General features: G+C 57.7%; 13 protein-coding genes and 1 pseudogene. 11 read left to right on the top strand and 3 right to left on the bottom strand.

The annotated features are described in order from the left end of the window. Window positions 1-273 precede the first annotated feature (273 nt). The 4 genes from ACL2XO_RS22010 (at window position 274) to ACL2XO_RS21995 (ending at window position 4,609) form a co-directional block, all read left to right on the top strand. Entirely contained in the window at window positions 274-1,605 is a 1,332-nt protein-coding gene (locus ACL2XO_RS22010; protein ID WP_413741529.1) for an MFS transporter, read from the top strand. Between the two features lie 61 nt (window positions 1,606-1,666). Next, window positions 1,667-2,437 (top strand): 2-dehydro-3-deoxyglucarate aldolase, encoded by a 771-nt coding sequence (gene garL, locus ACL2XO_RS22005; RefSeq protein WP_413741528.1) that lies wholly within the window; start codon window positions 1,667-1,669, stop codon window positions 2,435-2,437. Window positions 2,438-2,496: 59 nt separating this feature from the next. Beyond that, window positions 2,497-3,384, top strand: a complete 888-nt coding sequence (gene garR, locus ACL2XO_RS22000; RefSeq protein WP_413741527.1) for a 2-hydroxy-3-oxopropionate reductase — start codon at window positions 2,497-2,499, stop codon at window positions 3,382-3,384. Window positions 3,385-3,466: 82 nt separating this feature from the next. Beyond that, complete coding sequence (locus tag ACL2XO_RS21995; RefSeq protein ID WP_413741526.1) at window positions 3,467-4,609, top strand: glycerate kinase; 1,143 nt, start codon at window positions 3,467-3,469, stop codon at window positions 4,607-4,609. Window positions 4,610-4,892: 283 nt separating this feature from the next. Here ACL2XO_RS21995 and barA read toward each other — a convergent pair whose 3' ends face one another. Then, window positions 4,893-7,721 (bottom strand): two-component sensor histidine kinase BarA, encoded by a 2,829-nt coding sequence (gene barA, locus ACL2XO_RS21990; protein WP_413741525.1) that lies wholly within the window; start codon window positions 7,719-7,721, stop codon window positions 4,893-4,895. Between the two features lie 59 nt (window positions 7,722-7,780). On the opposite strand from barA, the gene rlmD reads away from it, so the two are divergent. From rlmD to queE, 6 genes are all read left to right on the top strand, one after another. Then, window positions 7,781-9,115 carry a 23S rRNA (uracil(1939)-C(5))-methyltransferase RlmD gene (gene rlmD / locus ACL2XO_RS21985; protein ID WP_132926120.1) on the top strand — a complete coding sequence of 445 codons (1,335 nt, stop codon included), beginning with the start codon at window positions 7,781-7,783 and terminating at the stop codon, window positions 9,113-9,115. 9 nt (window positions 9,116-9,124) lie between these two features. After that, window positions 9,125-11,359 (top strand): GTP diphosphokinase, encoded by a 2,235-nt coding sequence (gene relA, locus ACL2XO_RS21980; RefSeq protein ID WP_132926122.1) that lies wholly within the window; start codon window positions 9,125-9,127, stop codon window positions 11,357-11,359. 1 nt (window position 11,360) lies between these two features. After that, entirely contained in the window at window positions 11,361-12,173 is an 813-nt protein-coding gene (gene mazG / locus ACL2XO_RS21975; protein WP_413741524.1) for a nucleoside triphosphate pyrophosphohydrolase, read from the top strand. A gap of 265 nt (window positions 12,174-12,438) precedes the next feature. Further along, entirely contained in the window at window positions 12,439-14,076 is a 1,638-nt protein-coding gene (gene pyrG, locus ACL2XO_RS21970; protein WP_132926125.1) for a glutamine hydrolyzing CTP synthase, read from the top strand. Between the two features lie 83 nt (window positions 14,077-14,159). Further along, complete coding sequence (gene eno / locus ACL2XO_RS21965; RefSeq protein ID WP_132926127.1) at window positions 14,160-15,461, top strand: phosphopyruvate hydratase; 1,302 nt, start codon at window positions 14,160-14,162, stop codon at window positions 15,459-15,461. Between the two features lie 422 nt (window positions 15,462-15,883). Beyond that, the gene (queE, locus tag ACL2XO_RS21960; protein ID WP_132926129.1) at window positions 15,884-16,555 is read left to right on the top strand and encodes a 7-carboxy-7-deazaguanine synthase QueE; all 672 of its coding nucleotides are present in this window, start codon (window positions 15,884-15,886) and stop codon (window positions 16,553-16,555) included. Window positions 16,556-16,583: 28 nt separating this feature from the next. Here the strand turns inward: queE and ACL2XO_RS21955 are convergent. After that, a pseudogene (locus tag ACL2XO_RS21955) lies at window positions 16,584-16,829 on the bottom strand (NAD(P)-dependent alcohol dehydrogenase); the annotation flags it as partial. Here ACL2XO_RS21955 and ACL2XO_RS21950 point away from each other — a divergent pair. Next, entirely contained in the window at window positions 16,823-17,182 is a 360-nt protein-coding gene (locus tag ACL2XO_RS21950) for a LysR substrate-binding domain-containing protein (RefSeq protein WP_413741523.1), read from the top strand. The pseudogene ACL2XO_RS21955 and the gene ACL2XO_RS21950 sit on opposite strands and share 7 nt — an antisense overlap. Window positions 17,183-17,245: 63 nt before the next feature. Here ACL2XO_RS21950 and queD read toward each other — a convergent pair whose 3' ends face one another. Then, on the bottom strand, window positions 17,246-17,614 hold the full coding sequence (gene queD, locus ACL2XO_RS21945) for a 6-carboxytetrahydropterin synthase QueD (protein WP_165934302.1): 369 nt from the start codon (window positions 17,612-17,614) through the stop codon (window positions 17,246-17,248). Between the last annotated feature and the right edge of the window lie 9 nt (window positions 17,615-17,623).

Below are 17,623 nucleotides of genomic sequence, written 5' to 3'. Positions count from 1 at the left end.
CACGGGTTTTGTCATGTTTTTGCCTAAAAAAATTGAGTTTTAACGTTAAATACTTGGGCGGATGCATAATGCCATTTTGTGCTGCTGTTTTTATACTAGCATTGCCTTTGTAATGAAAGGAAAAAGGAATGGATTTGGCGCTGCGGTAAAAGCAGCACAATATAAAATCACTGAGTGAAAAATATCAACTTCATATATAGACGCGTAGCGCAAAAATATTATCACCCTGATTTTTGCATTCTTAAATAGACTCCCTTGATGAGAGCATATTCTATGAGCACTACACCTCTGGCTACCCATAAAACAACATCTCACGTTCGTTACGTTATTTTATTGATCATTTTCCTGGTGACCGCCGTCAACTATGCCGACCGGGCCACCCTGTCCATCGCCGGCACCAGCGTTGCCAAGGATCTCGGGCTTGATCCCGGCCAGATGGGCGAGATATTTTCCGCTTTCGGCTGGGCCTACCTGGTAATGCAAATTCCCGGCGGCTGGCTGCTGGACCGTTTCGGTTCCAAGCGGGTCTACACCTACAGCCTGTTTTTCTGGTCGCTGTTTACGCTGCTGCAGGGATTTGTCGGCTGGTTTCCCCTGGCCTACGGGGCGTTCACGCTGTTTGTGCTGCGCTTTATGCTGGGTTTTGCCGAAGCGCCGTCATTTCCCGCCAATGCCCGCATCGTCGCCGCCTGGTTTCCCACCAAAGAGCGCGGTACCGCCTCGGCCATCTTCAACTCTGCACAGTATTTTTCCCTGGCGATTTTTTCACCGCTACTGGGCTGGTTAACCTATGCCCTGGGCTGGATGCATGTCTTTACCGTCATGGGCGTGATTGGCTTTATCCTCACCATCGCCTGGGTGAAATATCTTCATAATCCCAATAAGCATCCCAGCGTGTCCCGCGCCGAATTGGATTATATGGCGGCCGGCGGCGCGGTGGTTGATATGGATGCCCCCGGTTCTATCAGCCGGGACGGCCCGAAGTGGAATTATATCAAGCAGATGCTCACCGATCGCATGATGCTGGGTGTGTTCTTCGGACAATATTTTATTAATAGCATTACCTGGTTTTTCCTTACCTGGTTCCCGATTTATCTGGTGCAGGATAAGGGTATGTCGATATTGAAGGTCGGCCTGGTGGCCTCCATTCCGGCGTTGTGCGGTTTCGCCGGCGGCGTGCTGGGCGGCGTAGTGTCCGACTACCTGCTCAAGCGGGGATTAAGCCTTACGGCGGCGCGCAAGATCCCCATCGTGGTGGGAATGCTGCTGGCCACCAGCGTCATTTTATGCAATTACACCAACAACAATGTGATTGTGGTGGCGCTGATGGCGCTGGCTTTCTTTGGCAAAGGTTTCGGCGCCCTGGGCTGGCCGGTAATTTCCGACACCGCGCCAAAAGAGATCGTCGGGTTATGCGGCGGCGTATTCAATGTTTTCGGCAATGTTGCCTCCATCGTTACGCCGCTGGTCATCGGTTATATGGTTAAAGAGTTGCATTCATTCAACGCCGCATTGATTTTCGTCGGCTGTTCGGCCCTGGCGGCCATGTTGTGCTACCTGGTGGTGGTCGGCGAGATTAAACGCCTGGTGTTGGTCAAGTCCTGATTCAGGGGGGCCGGTTGACTGCGGCCCGAGCACATTTTGTTTCTTTGCTAAGAGGTAAATTATGAACAATCCACTACTGCCAAACCGTTTTCGTCAGAGCCTGCTGCAGGGGGACACCCTGATTGGCTGTTGGTGCGCGCTGGCGAATCCGATCACGACAGAAGTTCTTGGTCTGGCGGGGTTCGACTGGCTGGTATTGGACGGTGAACATGCGCCCAATGACGTGACGACGTTTATCCCCCAACTGATGGCGCTGAAGGGAAGCCATAGCGCACCGGTCGTCCGCCCCCCCACCAATGAACCGGTGATTATCAAGCGTCTGCTGGATATTGGATTTTACAATTTCCTGATCCCGTTCGTTGAAACCGAAGAACAGGCGGTACGTGCGGTGTCTTCTACCCGTTATCCCCCGGCGGGCATCCGCGGCGTGTCGGTTGCCCATCGCAACAACAATTACGGCACCATACCGGACTATTTCTCCACCATTAACGACAACATCACTGTACTGGTTCAAATCGAAAGCCAGGAAGGCGTTGACAATATCGACGCCATCACCGCGGTTGACGGGGTGGACGGGATTTTTGTCGGTCCGGGGGATTTATCGGCGGCGTTGGGATATCTCGGCCAACCGAATCATCCGGAAGTACAGCGGGTTATCCGCCATATTTTTGACCGGGCCGAAGCCTTGGGTAAACCCAGCGGCATCCTGGCGCCGGCGGAAGCCGATGCCCGACGTTACCTGGAATGGGGCGCGCGATTCGTGGCGGTGGGCAGTGATTTAGGCGTCTTTCGCGGCGGTACGCAGGCGCTGTACGACAAATTTAAAAAATAATTTTCCGCGGCGTGCCGGGCGCGCCCCAACCTTAGTTAATGATTTAAGAGGTTATTTTCATGAAAATCGGATTTATCGGCCTGGGCATTATGGGCAAGCCCATGAGTAAAAATCTGCTGAAAGCAGGCTATGATCTGGTGGTACTGGATCGCAATAAAGAGGCTGTGGCGGAAGTGGTTGCCGCCGGCGCCGGCTCGGCGGACACGCCGAAAGCCATCGCTGAACAAAGCGACGTTATCATCACCATGCTGCCGAACTCCCCCCATGTAAAAGAAGTGGTGCTGGGTGAAAACGGGGTAATTGAAGGATTCAAGGCCGGCGGCGTTGTCATTGATATGAGTTCCATCGCGCCTTTGGCCAGCCGCGAAATTGCCGCGGCCCTGGCGGAAAAAAATATCGCCATGCTGGATGCGCCGGTAAGCGGCGGCGAACCCAAAGCCATTGACGGAACGCTGTCGGTGATGGTGGGCGGCGATGAAGCGGTTTTCAAAAGCTACTATGACGTGATGAAAGCCATGGCGGGCTCGGTGGTCCATACCGGTGATATCGGCGCGGGCAACGTCACCAAGCTGGCGAATCAGGTGATCGTCGCGCTGAATATCGCCGCCATGTCCGAAGCCCTGGTGCTGGCCACCAAAGCCGGCGTGGATCCGGAAAAGGTCTTCCAGGCCATTCGCGGCGGCCTGGCCGGCAGCACGGTGCTGGAAGCCAAGGCGCCGATGGTGCTGAACCGCAATTTCAAACCGGGATTCCGTATCGATTTGCATATCAAGGATCTGGCCAACGCATTGGATACCTCCCACGGCGTGGGCGCGCAATTACCCTTGACCGCAGCGGTAATGGAGATGATGCAGGCGTTGAAGCAGGACGATCTGGGCACGGCGGATCACAGCGCATTGGCTTGTTATTATGAAAAACTGGCCAAGGTTGAAGTTAAACGGCAGTAAGTTGGTCGGGCGCCGAGAGGCGCCCCATCAGGCGGCGAAAAAGTCATTTCGTCGGCCCCAGTTCAACAGGCGCAGGTAGTCTATGAAAATAGTAATCGCACCGGATTCGTATAAAGAGAGCTTGTCCGCGTTGGAAGTCGCGACGCAGATTGAAAAGGGATTTCGCGAAGTGTTTCCCGATGCCCACTACGTCAAATTGCCGGTGGCGGACGGCGGCGAGGGAACCGTGGAAGCGATGGTGGCGGCCACCGGGGGGGAAATTGTCAAGGTGCGGGTCACCGGACCGCTGGGGGAAAAGGTAGACGGCTTTTTCGGCCTGTCCGGTGATAAAAAAAGTGCGTTTATAGAGATGGCTGCCGCCAGCGGACTGGAATTGGTGCGCGCCTGTGATCGTAATCCGCTGTTAACCACCTCGTACGGCACCGGCGAGCTGATCCGTTGCGCTCTGGATCACGGTGTCAAACATTGTATTATCGGTATCGGCGGCAGCGCCACCAATGACGGCGGCGCCGGTATGGTGCAGGCTCTGGGCGGCGGACTGCTGGACGCCGAGGGCAAACAAATCGGCTATGGCGGCGGCGAGCTTGATAAGCTGTCGCGCATCGATATCAGCGCCCTGGATCCTCGTATCCGCGACTGCCGTTTCGAGGTGGCCTGTGATGTCACCAGCCCCCTCACCGGCGACGATGGCGCAACCGCCGTGTTCGGCCCGCAAAAAGGGGCAACGCCGGATATGATAAAGGTGTTGGATGCATCGCTGAAGAACTATGCCAGGATTATTAAACGGGATCTGGATAAAGACGTCGAACATATTCCCGGCGCCGGCGCTGCCGGCGGCATGGGAGCGGGTCTACAAGCATTTTGCGGCGCCGAACTGCGCCAGGGTATTGAAATCGTCACCGAAGCCCTGGGGCTGGATGCGCTGGTGCGGGACGCCACGCTGGTTATCACGGGCGAAGGACGCATTGACAGCCAGACCATACACGGCAAGGTGCCCATCGGCGTGGCGCGGGTGGCGAAGCGTTATAACAAACCGGTAATCGGCATCGCCGGCAGCCTCACCGCCGATGTGGCGGTAGTGCATGAGCACGGCCTGGATGCGGTATTCAGCGTGATTTATCAGATATGCACCCTGGAGGAAGCGCTGGACAACGCGGCGGAAAACGTGCGCATGACCGCCCGCAATATCGCCGCCACCGTTAAACTGGCGATGCTGTTTCCCTGAAATGCCAGGCCCGTCATCATCGTGGTCAAACCAAACGCGTTAAAGGGAAACCGTTCTTATGGGGTCGAATCGGGCATGGTTTTCCTGCCCGACAGAGCGCCCGGCAGCGCGGTAAGCCCGCCAAAACCTTACCTTGAACCATGCCCGGTCGGGACAGGATGCTGGATCGTAAACCCGCCGTGAATCCATCCCTGGAGGCTCGATCCGCGCCGTCCTGGCGCGGACGGTTTACTCTTCCAGCATCCTGCCCCTCCTCGTTGAATTCGAGCGCGTTTTTCGCCGGTTACTCCGCGATAAACGGCTCCGACGCCAGCGTCACGTTCTCGATCTCATCCAGCATCTCCAACCATTCCGGCTCCAGCGCCGCCGCCGGCACCCCACCGCGCAACTGCCGTTCGATACCGGCGCAAAGCTGCTTGAGCCGGGGAACCCCGCTGTAGCTGCAACTGCCGTGCAGTTTATGGATCAACGCACAAATATCCTTATCCTCCCCGCCGTCCACCAGCGCCTCCACCCGCTGCTTCACCTCCGGCAGAAAAGTTACCAGCATAGCCAGCAAATCCTGGGCAAGATCGGTTTTGTTGGCCGCCTGACGCAAGGCCAACTGCCAATCCAGAGTAATATCCTGCTGCCCCCCCGCCTCCGGCACCGCCGGTTGCGTTGATGGCGCACGGGGAGACACCGACGGCTGAACCGACTCCGATGCCTCATGACCAGGCGCCGCGCCGGCCGGGGAGAAAGGCGCCGCCGCAGGGGCGGGGTGCGAAGAATAACGTGCCAGCAGTTGCTGCAGCATGCTCTCATCAATGGGTTTGGCGAGATAATCGTCCATGCCGGCCTCTAGCAGATCCGCCCGCTCATTGCCCAGCGTATGCGCCGTTACCGCAACTACTGGGGTACGTCCGTGCAGCGGCAGCCCCCGCAGCAGTTCAGCCGCCCGCAGGCCGTCTATCTCCGGCATCTGTATATCCATCAGCACAATATCCAGCGGATGCAGTTCGGCATAGGCCAGCGCCTCCCGGGCGCTGCCGCACAACACCGTCCGCTCCACCTGCTCCTCCAGCAACGCGCCGATAAGCTTGAGATTGGCCGGGTTGTCGTCCACCGCCATCACCCGCAGGGAGAGACGGGAAGGGGAAGGCGGTTTTATCCGCGCCGCCGCCGGACGGGATTCTTTCCACAATAACGGCAAAAAGCGATTGGCTGAAACCGGTTTCGCCAGGCAGGCGTAGGCGCCCATGCGCTTAATCTGTTCCGCCTCCACCATGGATTGGCTGGGCAGCGCCAGGATAATGCAGTCCGCCAGGAGCGCGGCCTCCGCCAGTTCACGTTTGATATCAATCAACGGCGTCCGCTGGGCTACCGGTTTGCCGATAAGCAACACATCGTAGTGCCCCGCCGGCAACTGCGCCAGGACCGGGCTGAAACTGATATTCAGCGGAGTGACGCTCAGCATATCCAACGTCGCCTGGGCGGCGGCGGGATTGGCTTCCACATACGCCAGCCGCTTATCCCGCAGATGTTCAAAATCCCCGGAGTGAGGCCGGCCCGGATGCGTGAGCTGCAGGGGAATATGAAACCAGAACGATGAACCGCGGTTGATTTCGCTGTGAAAACCGATGTCGCCGCCCATTTCCTTAATCAGCTTTTGGGTGATGACCAGCCCAAGCCCCGTACCGCCGTGCCGGCGGGTGATGCTGGCGTCCGCCTGGCGAAACGCCTGGAACAGCTGCGACTGCTGCCGCTCTGAGATGCCGATGCCGGTATCGTGTATCTGCACCTCCAGCTCCATTTGCCGGTTATCCGCGCCGTGCTGCTCAATGCGCAGGTCAATATTGCCCCGCTCGGTGAACTTGATGGCGTTGCCCAGCAGATTGGTCACCACCTGTTGCAGGCGCAGCGGGTCGCCGATAACCTGATCCGGCACGTCCCGCTGTACGTTAAGGGTGATTTCCAGCCCTTTTTCATGGGCGGTCTGCGCCAGCAGGACCACGACCTCGTCAAGGGTGGCCCGCAGTGCGAACGGTATGGCTTCCAGGATAAGCTTGCCGGCCTCCAGCTTGGAAAAATCCAGCACATCGTTGATGATACTGAGCAAATTATTGCCCGAACGTTCAATGGTTTGCAGATAATCCCGCTGGGTGGGGGACAAGGGGGTTTTTAGCGTTTGGCGGGTGAAACCTATCACCCCGTTCAGCGGTGTGCGCAGTTCATGGGACATATTGGCCAAAAACTCGGACTTGATGCGCACCGCTTCCTGGGCGCGCTTTTTGGCCAAATCAAGCTCCACGTTCTGAATTTCCATTTGTTCCAGGGTCTCGCGCAGATCCGAGGTGGCCTGATCAATGTTCTGCTGCATCTCTTCATGGTACGCCGCCAGGGACATGGCCATGGAGTTGATGCCGTTTTTCAGCATATCCAGTTCCCCCAGCATATAACCCTCCACCCGGCTATCAAGCTGGCCGCGCCGGATGCGATCGACGGTACTGACCATATTGCGGATCGGGCCGGTAACGTCCCGCATCAGGCGATAGGCGAACAGCATGGCGATACACAGGCAGAGCAGCAGTAGCAGGGTGGAAACGAAGGCTTCTTTGTACTGCTGCAGGCGCACCGAATCCAAATCCAGCTCGATGGCGATGTAGCCCAGGGGCGGCGCCTGTCCGGCGGCTCGATCGGCGCTGTCGGGCAGGTCTTCCCCGGCGAGGATGGGCGCCCGCATCACCAGCACGCCGTCTTGCCTGTTCAGCGTCAGTTCGCCGGGTAAACGGGCTCCCGGCGGCAGCTGTAGCTGACCGAGATTGTGATGATAGTTCGAGCTGGCGAATAACGCATTATCGGCGTCGAAGACGCTGATGGAGCGCACAATATCGGAATGGTGGCGGTGCAGCATGTCAATCAAATGGCGCACGGCATCCCGGTTATGCAAAGCCATGCCGTTGGCGCTGGACGCCGCCAGCGGCTCGATAATGCTCGCCCCGGCTTCCACCAACTGGTTTTGCAGTTCGTTATAGCGGTGCACAACAAAAAAAGCGCTTAGCAGCAGACCTATCAATAATGTCGGCGCCAGGATCAGGATCATCATCCGCGCGCGCAAGCTGTAGTTGGTCATAGCGTTCCAATATGGGAGAATGACGTATCGGCTATCCGGGAAATCCCTTACCAGCAATTATGGCGCAATTCTACTCTGCAAACCGTCGCGTGGCGACACAGCAAACCCTCAGCGTTACCTGTCACGAACTGGACGCCTTCGGCCAGGGCGTGGCGCGCCACGAGGGGAAAACACTCTTTATTCCCGGACTGCTGCCCGGCGAACGGGCCGAGGTGCGCATGACCGAAGACCGGCGCCAGTTTGGCCGGGCGCGGGTGATTCGCCGGGATAATGACAGCGCGGAGCGGGTGGCCCCGCGCTGTCCGCATTTCACCGTCTGCGGCGGCTGCCAGCAGCAACATGCCGCCCAGGCTTTGCAGCAGCGGAGCAAGGCGGCGGCCCTGGAGAATTTACTGGCGCGGGAAACCGGCGCGCCGATCCCGGCGGCGGAAGTATTGGGGGGCGCCCCTTACGGCTACCGGCGCCGCGCCCGCCTGGCGCTGGATTACCGGCAGAAATCCCGCCAACTGGCCATGGGTTATCGCCAGGCAAAATCCAGCGAAGTGGTGGATATCCGGGCTTGCCCTATACTGCAACCCGCACTGGAAGCGTTGCTGGCGCCGCTGAAACGCTGCTTGCAGACGCTGGACGGGGTAAAGCGTTTGGGACATGTGGAACTGGTGCTGGCGGATAACGGGCCGCTGGTGGTGTTGCGGCATCTGGACGCGCTTGGCGGCGATGACCGGCGCCGGCTGGAGGAGTTTGCCGAGCATCATCAGGCCATGATGTGGCTGGCCGCCGACGGCGACTCCCTGGAATGCCTGCGGGGCGCGCCGCCGGTTTATCATATCGACGGTTTGTCCCTGCGGTTCAGTCCGCGGGATTTTATACAGGTAAACGACGAGGTAAACCGGAAAATGGTCGCCATGGCGCTGGCATGGCTGGAGCCTCAGGCCGGGGAGAGCGTACTGGATCTGTTTTGCGGCATGGGTAATTTCACCCTGCCGCTGGCCAAGCGCTGCGGGCAGGCGGTCGGTGTCGAAGGGGTTGCGGCGCTGGTGACGAATGGGCAATATAATGCACAACAGAATTTAGTGAACAACGTCACTTTCTACCATGAAAATCTGGAAGGCGAGGTGGCAAAACAGCCCTGGGCCCGCCGGAAATTTGATAAAATAGTATTGGACCCGGCCCGTGCCGGTGCGCCGGTGGTCATGCCGCTGATAGCCGGCTGGTCGCCCCGGCGCATTGTCTATGTTTCTTGTAACCCCGCAACGCTTGCACGGGACGGCAAAGCGTTGTTGGCGTCGGGTTATACCCTGGCGCGCGTGGCTATGCTGGATATGTTTCCGCATAGCGGACATCTTGAGTCGATGGCGTTATTTATCAAAGATACAGACGGCTTCGCAAAGTAGGGAGAAGATATGGTTGCGGTAAGAAGTGCGCATTTGAATACGGCGGGCGAGTTTGTCCCGGAAGACTGGGTAGCCAGTCTGGGTCTTTCCAACCCGCAATCAAGTGAGCGGCTGGCCGAAACCTGGCGTTATTGCGAACAGCAGTGCAAAGACCATCCCGACGCCCCGCTGTTGTTATGGCGCGGAATCGAAATGGTGGAAATCCTCTCCATGCTCAGCATGGACAGCGACAGCCTGTGCGCGGCGCTGTTGTTCCCCCTGGCGGACGACAACGTGGTGGCGGAGTCGGTGCTGGAGGAGCAGTTCGGCAAAAAAATCGTCGATTTGGTGCACGGCGTGCGGGATATGGACGCCATCCGCCAGCTCAAAGCCACCCATAACGACTCCATGGCGCCGGAGCAGGTGGATAATGTCCGGCGCATGCTGCTGGCCATCGTCGAGGATTTCCGCTGCGTGGTCATCAAGCTGGCGGAGCGTATTGCCCATCTGCGGGAGTTGAAGGACGCGCCGGAAGACGAACGGGTGCTGGCGGCCAAAGAGAGCTCCAATATCTACGCCCCCCTGGCCAACCGCCTGGGCATCGGCCAACTGAAATGGGAGCTGGAAGACTTCTGCTTCCGCTATCTGCATCCCGACGAATACAAACGCATCGCCAAGCTGCTGCATGAACGCCGTATAGACCGCGAACAGTATATCGAGGACTTCGTCGCCTCGCTGCGCAGCGCCATGAAGGAAGAGGGCATCAAGGCCGACATCTACGGCCGGCCGAAGCACATCTACAGCATCTGGCGCAAAATGCAGAAAAAGTCGCTGGAATTCGATGAGCTGTTCGACGTGCGCGCGGTGCGGGTGGTGGTGGAGCGGCTGCAGGATTGCTACGCCGCCCTGGGTATCGTCCACACTCATTTTCGCCATCTGCCCGACGAATTCGACGACTATGTGGCCAACCCCAAACCCAACGGCTACCAATCCATTCATACCGTGGTGCTGGGACCGCGCGGCAAAACGCTGGAAATCCAGATCCGCACCCGGCAGATGCATGAGGACGCGGAGCTGGGCGTGGCCGCGCACTGGAAATACAAAGAGGGCACCGTCACCACCGGCGTGCGTTCCGGCTATGAAGAGCGCATCGCCTGGCTGCGTAAGCTGCTGGCCTGGCAGGAGGAGATGGCGGATTCCGGCGAGATACTGGACGAAGTGCGCAGCCAGGTGTTCGACGACCGGGTCTATGTCTTCACCCCCAAAGGGGACGTGGTGGATCTGCCCGCCGGCTCCACGCCGCTGGATTTTGCCTACCATATCCACAGCGATGTGGGCCACCGCTGCATCGGCGCCAAAATCAGCGGGCGCATCGTGCCGTTCACCTATCAGCTGCGCATGGGCGATCAGGTGGAAATCATCACCCAGAAGCATCCCAATCCCAGCCGCGACTGGCTGAATCCGAACCTGGGCTATGTCACCACCAGCCGGGGACGTTCGAAGATCCATAACTGGTTCCGCAAACAGGATCGGGACAAAAATATCCTGGCCGGCCGCCAGCTGCTGGACGATGAGCTGGAGCATCTGGGCATCGGCATCAAGGAAGCGGAAAAGCTGCTGTTGCCGCGCTATAACGTCAACTCGCTGGATGAACTGCTGGCCTCCATCGGCGGCGGGGACGTGCGCATCAACCAGATGGTCAACTATCTTCAGGGCAAGCTCAACCAGCCCAGCGCAGAAGAGCAGGATCGGGAGGCCCTCAAGCAGCTGACGACGCCCAAGGCCACGGCGGTGCCGCGCTCCAAGGACAACGGACGGGTAGTGGTGGAAGGGGTGGGCAACTTGCTGCACCATATCGCCCGCTGCTGCCAGCCGATTCCCGGCGATGATATTATCGGTTTTATCACCCGCGGCCGCGGCATTTCCATTCACCGCGCCGATTGCGAACAGTTGGCGGACCTGCAGGCCAACGCGCCGGAGCGCATTGTCGACGCGGTCTGGGGGGAAAGCTACTCCAGCGGCTATTCGCTGGTGGTGCGGGTAGTGGCCAACGATCGCAGCGGCCTGCTGCGCGATATCACCACCATCCTGGCCAATGAAAAGGTCAATGTGCTGGGCGTCGCCAGCCGCAGCGACGTCAAACAGCAGTTGGCCACCATCGATATGGATATCGAAATTTATAATTTACAGGTGCTGGGGCGCGTACTGTCCAAGCTGAACCAGCTGCCGGACGTTATCGACGCCCGCAGATTGCACGGGGAATAACATGTCCGATATCGTCAACGCCTCTTCATCCCAGCAGCGGCTGCTGGGCATCATGACCCGCCTGCGCGATCCGCGGGGCGGCTGTCCCTGGGATCGGCGGCAGACCTTCGATACCCTGGCCCCTTACACTCTCGAAGAGACCTATGAAGTGCTGGACGCCATTGCCCGGGGCGATTATGACGATTTGCGCAGCGAACTGGGGGATTTGCTGTTTCAGGTGGTGTTTTACGCCGAGCTGGCGCGGGAACAAGGTTTGTTTGATTTCGACGATATCTGCGATGCCATCAGCGATAAGCTTGAGCACCGCCATCCCCACGTTTTCCCGGACGCCGACGGCAAGATTTCAGCGGCCCGGCCGGGACAGTGGGAAAACCTCAAGGCGCAGGAGCGGGCGGAAAAGGCCAGGACGTCGCCTATGGACGATATTCCCGATAACCTGCCGGCGCTGATGAAAGCGCAAAAAATCCAGCAGCGCTGCGCGGCGGTAGGCTTTGACTGGACCTCCCTCGGCCCGGTGGTGGACAAGGTCCATGAAGAGATCGAGGAAGTAATGTACGAAGCCCGCCAGGCGGTGGTGGATGAGGATAAACTCGAGGAGGAGCTTGGCGATTTGCTGTTCGCCACGGTAAACCTTGTCCGCCATTTGGGTAAAAAAGCCGAAACCGCCCTGCAAAAGGCCAACCGCAAGTTCGAACGGCGCTTCCGCCAGGTGGAAGCCATTATCCTCGCCCAGGGCCTGACGCTGCAGCAGGCTTCCCTCACCCAGATGGAAGCCGCCTGGCAGCAGGTGAAAAAGCAGGAATGCGCCGGCTAACAACGGGTTCTTCGCAGACAGCTGACGTACGTACCCGGCGTCAATAGGGGGGACAGGATGATAGAGGAGTAAACCGTCCGCGCCATGGATGGATTTACGGCGGGTTTACTGATAGCTACCCTGCCATCCTGTCCCGACCCGGCATGTGACTGCCGTGCCGGCGTCGCATTTAGCAAAACGAACGTTTGTGGCCGATTAGCGCTTCAGGTATACTGTTTTCCCGTCTTGGTTATTCCGTCTTTACACCCTAATTCTCAGGTTCAGCATGACAACTAATTATATTTTTGTAACCGGCGGGGTTGTGTCCTCATTGGGTAAAGGTATTGCCGCGGCCTCCCTGGCGGCTATTCTCGAAGCCCGGGGACTCAATGTTACCATCATGAAGCTGGACCCTTATATCAATGTGGATCCCGGCACCATGAGTCCTATCCAGCACGGCGAGGTTTTCGTTACCGAAGACGGGGCGGAAACCGACTTGGACCTGGGACATTATGAGCGCTTCATCCGCACCAAAATGTCGCGGCGCAACAACTTCACCACCGGCCGCATCTACTCCGACGTGCTGCGCAAAGAGCGCCGCGGCGACTATCTCGGCGCCACCATCCAGGTTATCCCCCATATCACCAACGCCATCAAGGAACGCATCATTGAAGGCGGCGAAGGCCACGACGTGGTGCTGGTGGAAATCGGCGGCACGGTGGGGGATATCGAATCCCTGCCGTTCCTGGAAGCCATCCGCCAGATGGCGGTGGATGTGGGACGCGAGCACACCATCTACATGCACCTGACCCTGGTGCCCTATATGGCGGCTTCCGGCGAGGTGAAAACCAAGCCCACCCAGCATTCGGTGAAAGAGCTCCTCTCCATCGGTATCCAGCCCGATGTGCTGATCTGCCGTTCCGATCGTTCGGTGCCCAATAACGAGCGGGCAAAAATTGCTTTATTCTGCAATGTGCCGGAAAAAGCAGTTATATCCCTTAAAGACGTTGATTCCATTTATAAAATCCCGGCCCTCTTGAAATCACAGGGCCTGGACGATTATATTTGTAAACGATTCAGCTTGAACTGTCCGGAAGCGGACCTGTCTGAATGGGAACAGGTGGTTTACCAGGAAGCCAATCCGGGCGGCGAAGTCACCATCGGCATGGTGGGCAAATATGTCGAGCTGCCGGACGCCTACAAGTCGGTTATCGAAGCACTGAAGCATGCCGGCCTGAAAAACCGTTTGACGGTAAACATCAAGCTTATCGATTCGCAGGACGTTGAAACCCGCGGCGTGGAAATCCTGAAAAATCTCGATGCCATATTGATCCCGGGTGGTTTCGGCTATCGCGGGGTGGAAGGCAAAATCCTCACCGCGCAGTATGCCCGCGAAAAGAAGATTCCTTACCTCGGCATCTGTTTAGGGCTGCAGGTAGCGTTAATCGAATTCGCCCGCCACGTGGTGGGCATGGAAAATGCGAACTCAACTGAATTTGTGCCAGACTGTAAGTACCCGGTGGTGGCCTTGATCACTGAATGGCGCGATGAAAACGGCAACGTTGAAGTCCGCAGCGAACAAAGCGATTTAGGCGGCACCATGCGTCTGGGCAGCCAGGCCTGCCAGCTTACCGAAGGCAGCCTGGTGCGGGCGATGTACGGCGAACCGACCATCGTTGAACGCCACCGTCATCGCTATGAAGTCAATAATATGCTGCTTAAGCCCATTGAAGCCGCCGGCATGCGCGTTGCCGGTCTGTCGGGGGATAACCAACTGGTGGAAATGATTGAATACCCGGATCACCCGTGGTTCGTGGCCTGCCAGTTCCATCCGGAGTTCACCTCGACGCCCCGCGACGGTCATCCGCTGTTTACGGGCTTTGTGAAGGCTGCCGGCGAGTTTCAAAAGCGTCAAATGAAATAAAAACGACGTATGATCGGCGTGCCGTACCCCGGCGCGCGGGGTTCGTCCAGAATTTTGTTTTAACTTGTACTGAGGAAATACTAATGTCCAAAATTGTAAAAATCATCGGCCGTGAAATCATCGACTCACGCGGAAATCCGACTGTTGAAGCAGAAGTGCATCTGGAAGGTGGTTTTGTTGGTTTGGCCGCTGCGCCGTCAGGCGCTTCCACCGGTTCACGCGAAGCGCTTGAACTGCGTGACGGCGACAAATCCCGTTTCCTGGGTAAAGGCGTGACCAAAGCGGTTGGCGCTGTTAACGGCCCGATTGCCGAAGCCCTGCTGGGTAAAGACGCTAAAGATCAGGCCGCTCTCGACAAGATCATGATCGATCTCGACGGCACTGAAAACAAATCCAAATTCGGCGCCAATGCCATTCTGGCCGTATCACTGGCCGCCGCCAAGGCTGCCGCCGCGTCCAAGGGCATTCCGCTGTACGAACATATCGCCGAACTGAACGGCACCCCGGGCAAATTCTCCATGCCGTTGCCGATGATGAACATCATCAACGGCGGCGAACATGCCGACAACAACGTCGACATCCAGGAATTCATGATTCAGCCGGTAGGCGCGAAGACCGTTAAAGAAGCCATCCGTATGGGTTCCGAAGTTTTCCATAACCTGGCCAAAGTCCTGAAGTCCAAAGGTCTGAACACCGCGGTGGGTGACGAAGGCGGCTATGCGCCGAACCTGGAATCCAACTCCGCCGCCCTGGCCGCCATCAAGGAAGCCGTTGAGAAAGCCGGTTATGTGCTGGGTAAAGATATCACCCTGGCCATGGACTGCGCCGCGTCTGAATTCTATAACAAAGAAACCGGTAAATATGAGCTGAAGGGCGAAGGCAAAACCTTCACTTCTGAAGAATTTACCCATTATCTGGAAGGCCTGACCCATACCTATCCCATCAAGTCCATCGAAGACGGCCTTGATGAATCCGATTGGGACGGTTTTGCTTACCAGACCAAAGTGCTGGGCGACAAAATCCAGCTGGTGGGCGACGACCTGTTTGTAACCAATACCAAGATCCTGAAAGAAGGTATTGAAAAAGGCATTGCCAACTCCATCCTGATCAAATTCAACCAGATCGGTTCTTTGACTGAAACCCTGGCCGCCATCAAGATGGCGAAAGATGCCGGTTACACCACCATCATCTCCCACCGTTCCGGCGAAACCGAAGATGCCACCATTGCCGACCTGGCAGTAGGCACCGCGGCCGGCCAGATCAAGACCGGTTCCATGAGCCGTTCCGATCGCGTCGCTAAATACAACCAACTGATCCGTATCGAAGAAGCGTTGGGTTCACGCGCTCCTTTCAACGGTCTGAAAGAAGTGAAAGGCCAGGCGTAAAATCTTGGTGCCGGTAGTCAAAGCCCCATTGTGGTGGGGCTTTTGAGCCTACTGGCATAGTGCCCGGTCGGGACAGGATGCTCTATCGTAAGCACGCCGTGAATACCCGCATCCAGTCCCGCCTTGTTGACTCCGTGCATTTTTGTTTGTCGTCTGCGCCACATTCTTTTAGAATTTTCATCATCCCTCTTACTTACCACCGCTCTACCTCCCTTAACCGCCGCTTTGCAATTAACGCGATACCGTCCGTTATGGATTAGTGTTACTCTGCCCGCCACAATTTCGGACCCGCCGGTGAGGCGCGGTAAGATTTTACCCGCCGGATGTCGCGCTTTATGCCGGAAATTATCGCGGGTTTGGCCTAAGCCGCCTAATCTGTAATAATCAGCGCCCTATTTGATGTGACATCAATCGAGAAAAACATGCAGTACCCGCTCAACGAACTGTTTCAGACCCTCCAAGGTGAAGGCTACTTCACCGGCGTGCCCGCGATTTTTATCCGTCTGCAAGGCTGCCCGGTGGGCTGCAGCTGGTGCGATACCAAACACACCTGGCAACAAGATCCCCTCGAGGAAGTGCCGGTGGGGGATATCCCGCTGAAAACCGCGGACAGCGCGAAATGGGCCCTGGTATCGACGGAGGAGATGCTGGAGATTATCACGCAACAGGGCTATACCGCCCGTCATGTGGTGATAACCGGCGGCGAACCCTGCCTGCACGATCTCTTTGCGCTGACCCAGATGCTGGAGCAGCAGGGTTACAGCTGCCAGATTGAAACCAGCGGCACCCATGAAGTGCGCTGCACCAGCCAGACCTGGGTGACGGTATCGCCGAAAGTGGGGATGCGCGGCGGGCTGGAGATCCTGCCGCAGGCGCTGCAGCGTGCCGATGAAATCAAGCATCCGGTGGCGCGAGAGCGTGATATTGAACAGCTGGAAGCGCTGCTGGCCACGCTGGATGATGACAAGCCGCGCATTATCGCCCTGCAGCCGGTGAGTCAACAAGAAGCCGCCACCCGGCTGTGCATCGAAACCTGTATCGCCCGCAACTGGCGCTTATCCATGCAAACCCATAAATATTTGAATATTGCCTGATTCATGGCGTGCGTAATGTTTTAAATTTTTACGGCATCTCAATCACTATCTTGCCGAAAGCGCCCCGGTCGAGATGCTCCAGCGCCGCGGACAGATAGGCCATGGGATAACACTTATCGATGACTGGCTTCAGCCCGGTCCCGTCGACGGCTCTCACCAGGTCTTCCAGCCCACGGCGATGGCCGGTGCCGATACCCTGGATGGTGACGTCCTTGAACATTAACGGCGCGGACGGCGTCGTCGCCTCGAATCCCTCCAGCGCGCCTATTGTGGAGTGAAACCGGCGCTTTGTATCGCTGGCACTTTGAAGGTCACGGCGAGTCTATCGACGTCGATGTGGATAGCGTGGTGACCGCCAACGACACGGACCTGCTGCTGACGGCGGCGCTGCAAGGCACGGGGCTGGCATTCCTTCCCGAAAGCTTCGTGGCGGCCCGCATAAAGAGCGGGGAGCTTATCCAGGTGCTGGAGAGCTGGTGCAAGTCCTTTGCGGGATTTTATCTCTATTATCCCAGCAAGCCGCATATGCCCGCGGCGCTAAGAGCCTTCATCGACTTTATCAAGCTGCCGGCTTCGCCCCTGGCGCCGAGGGAAATGGCTGCGCCGGCGCAGACGCGCAAGCCATGACGAAATGCGTGTTCCCTATCGCCATGGGTGCTGTCGTTGGGATAAAGCAGCGAGGTAAAGGGGTTACTCTTCACCGCGGTAAATACAGCCGGCGGTGCAGGTTTCCTTCACCATGATGGCGCTAAGCAACGGCAAGCGCGGCTTCAGCTGGCGCCAAATCCAGCGGGCGAGGATTTCGCTGGTGGGATTCTCAAGGCCGGGAATATCGTTCAGATAATAGTGATCCAGCTGTTCCAGCACCGGGCTGAACAGGGTCTTCAATTCACCGAAATCCATTACCCAGCCGGAATGGGGATCCACCGGGCCGGTAATTTCCACTCGCACCATAAACGAATGCCCGTGCAGGCGGCCGCATTTATGGCCGTCGGGCACATGGGGCAAACGGTGCGCCGCCTCAAAGGTAAAATCTTTAAATAACGTGGTTACCACGATGGGGCCTCT

It is taken from the genome of Sodalis sp. RH15, from assembly GCF_047324255.1.
Taxonomy (GTDB): domain Bacteria; phylum Pseudomonadota; class Gammaproteobacteria; order Enterobacterales; family Enterobacteriaceae; genus Acerihabitans; species Acerihabitans ligni.
Note: the sequence above shows the minus strand (reverse complement) of the source record. Positions and strands in the feature narration are given on the sequence as shown.

Excerpts from the sequence above, each read along its gene's own strand:
- queE (WP_132926129.1), top strand. The coding sequence starts at position 15,884 with ATGCAGTACCCGCTCAACGAACTGTTTCAGACCCTCCAAGGTGAAGGC.
- garR (WP_413741527.1), top strand. The coding sequence starts at position 2,497 with ATGAAAATCGGATTTATCGGCCTGGGCATTATGGGCAAGCCCATGAGT.
- mazG (WP_413741524.1), top strand. The coding sequence starts at position 11,361 with ATGTCCGATATCGTCAACGCCTCTTCATCCCAGCAGCGGCTGCTGGGC.
- garL (WP_413741528.1), top strand. The coding sequence starts at position 1,667 with ATGAACAATCCACTACTGCCAAACCGTTTTCGTCAGAGCCTGCTGCAG.
- eno (WP_132926127.1), top strand. The coding sequence starts at position 14,160 with ATGTCCAAAATTGTAAAAATCATCGGCCGTGAAATCATCGACTCACGC.
- rlmD (WP_132926120.1), top strand. The coding sequence starts at position 7,781 with ATGGCGCAATTCTACTCTGCAAACCGTCGCGTGGCGACACAGCAAACC.
- ACL2XO_RS21995 (WP_413741526.1), top strand. The coding sequence starts at position 3,467 with ATGAAAATAGTAATCGCACCGGATTCGTATAAAGAGAGCTTGTCCGCG.
- barA (WP_413741525.1), bottom strand. The coding sequence starts at position 7,721 with ATGACCAACTACAGCTTGCGCGCGCGGATGATGATCCTGATCCTGGCG.
- ACL2XO_RS22010 (WP_413741529.1), top strand. The coding sequence starts at position 274 with ATGAGCACTACACCTCTGGCTACCCATAAAACAACATCTCACGTTCGT.
- relA (WP_132926122.1), top strand. The coding sequence starts at position 9,125 with ATGGTTGCGGTAAGAAGTGCGCATTTGAATACGGCGGGCGAGTTTGTC.
- pyrG (WP_132926125.1), top strand. The coding sequence starts at position 12,439 with ATGACAACTAATTATATTTTTGTAACCGGCGGGGTTGTGTCCTCATTG.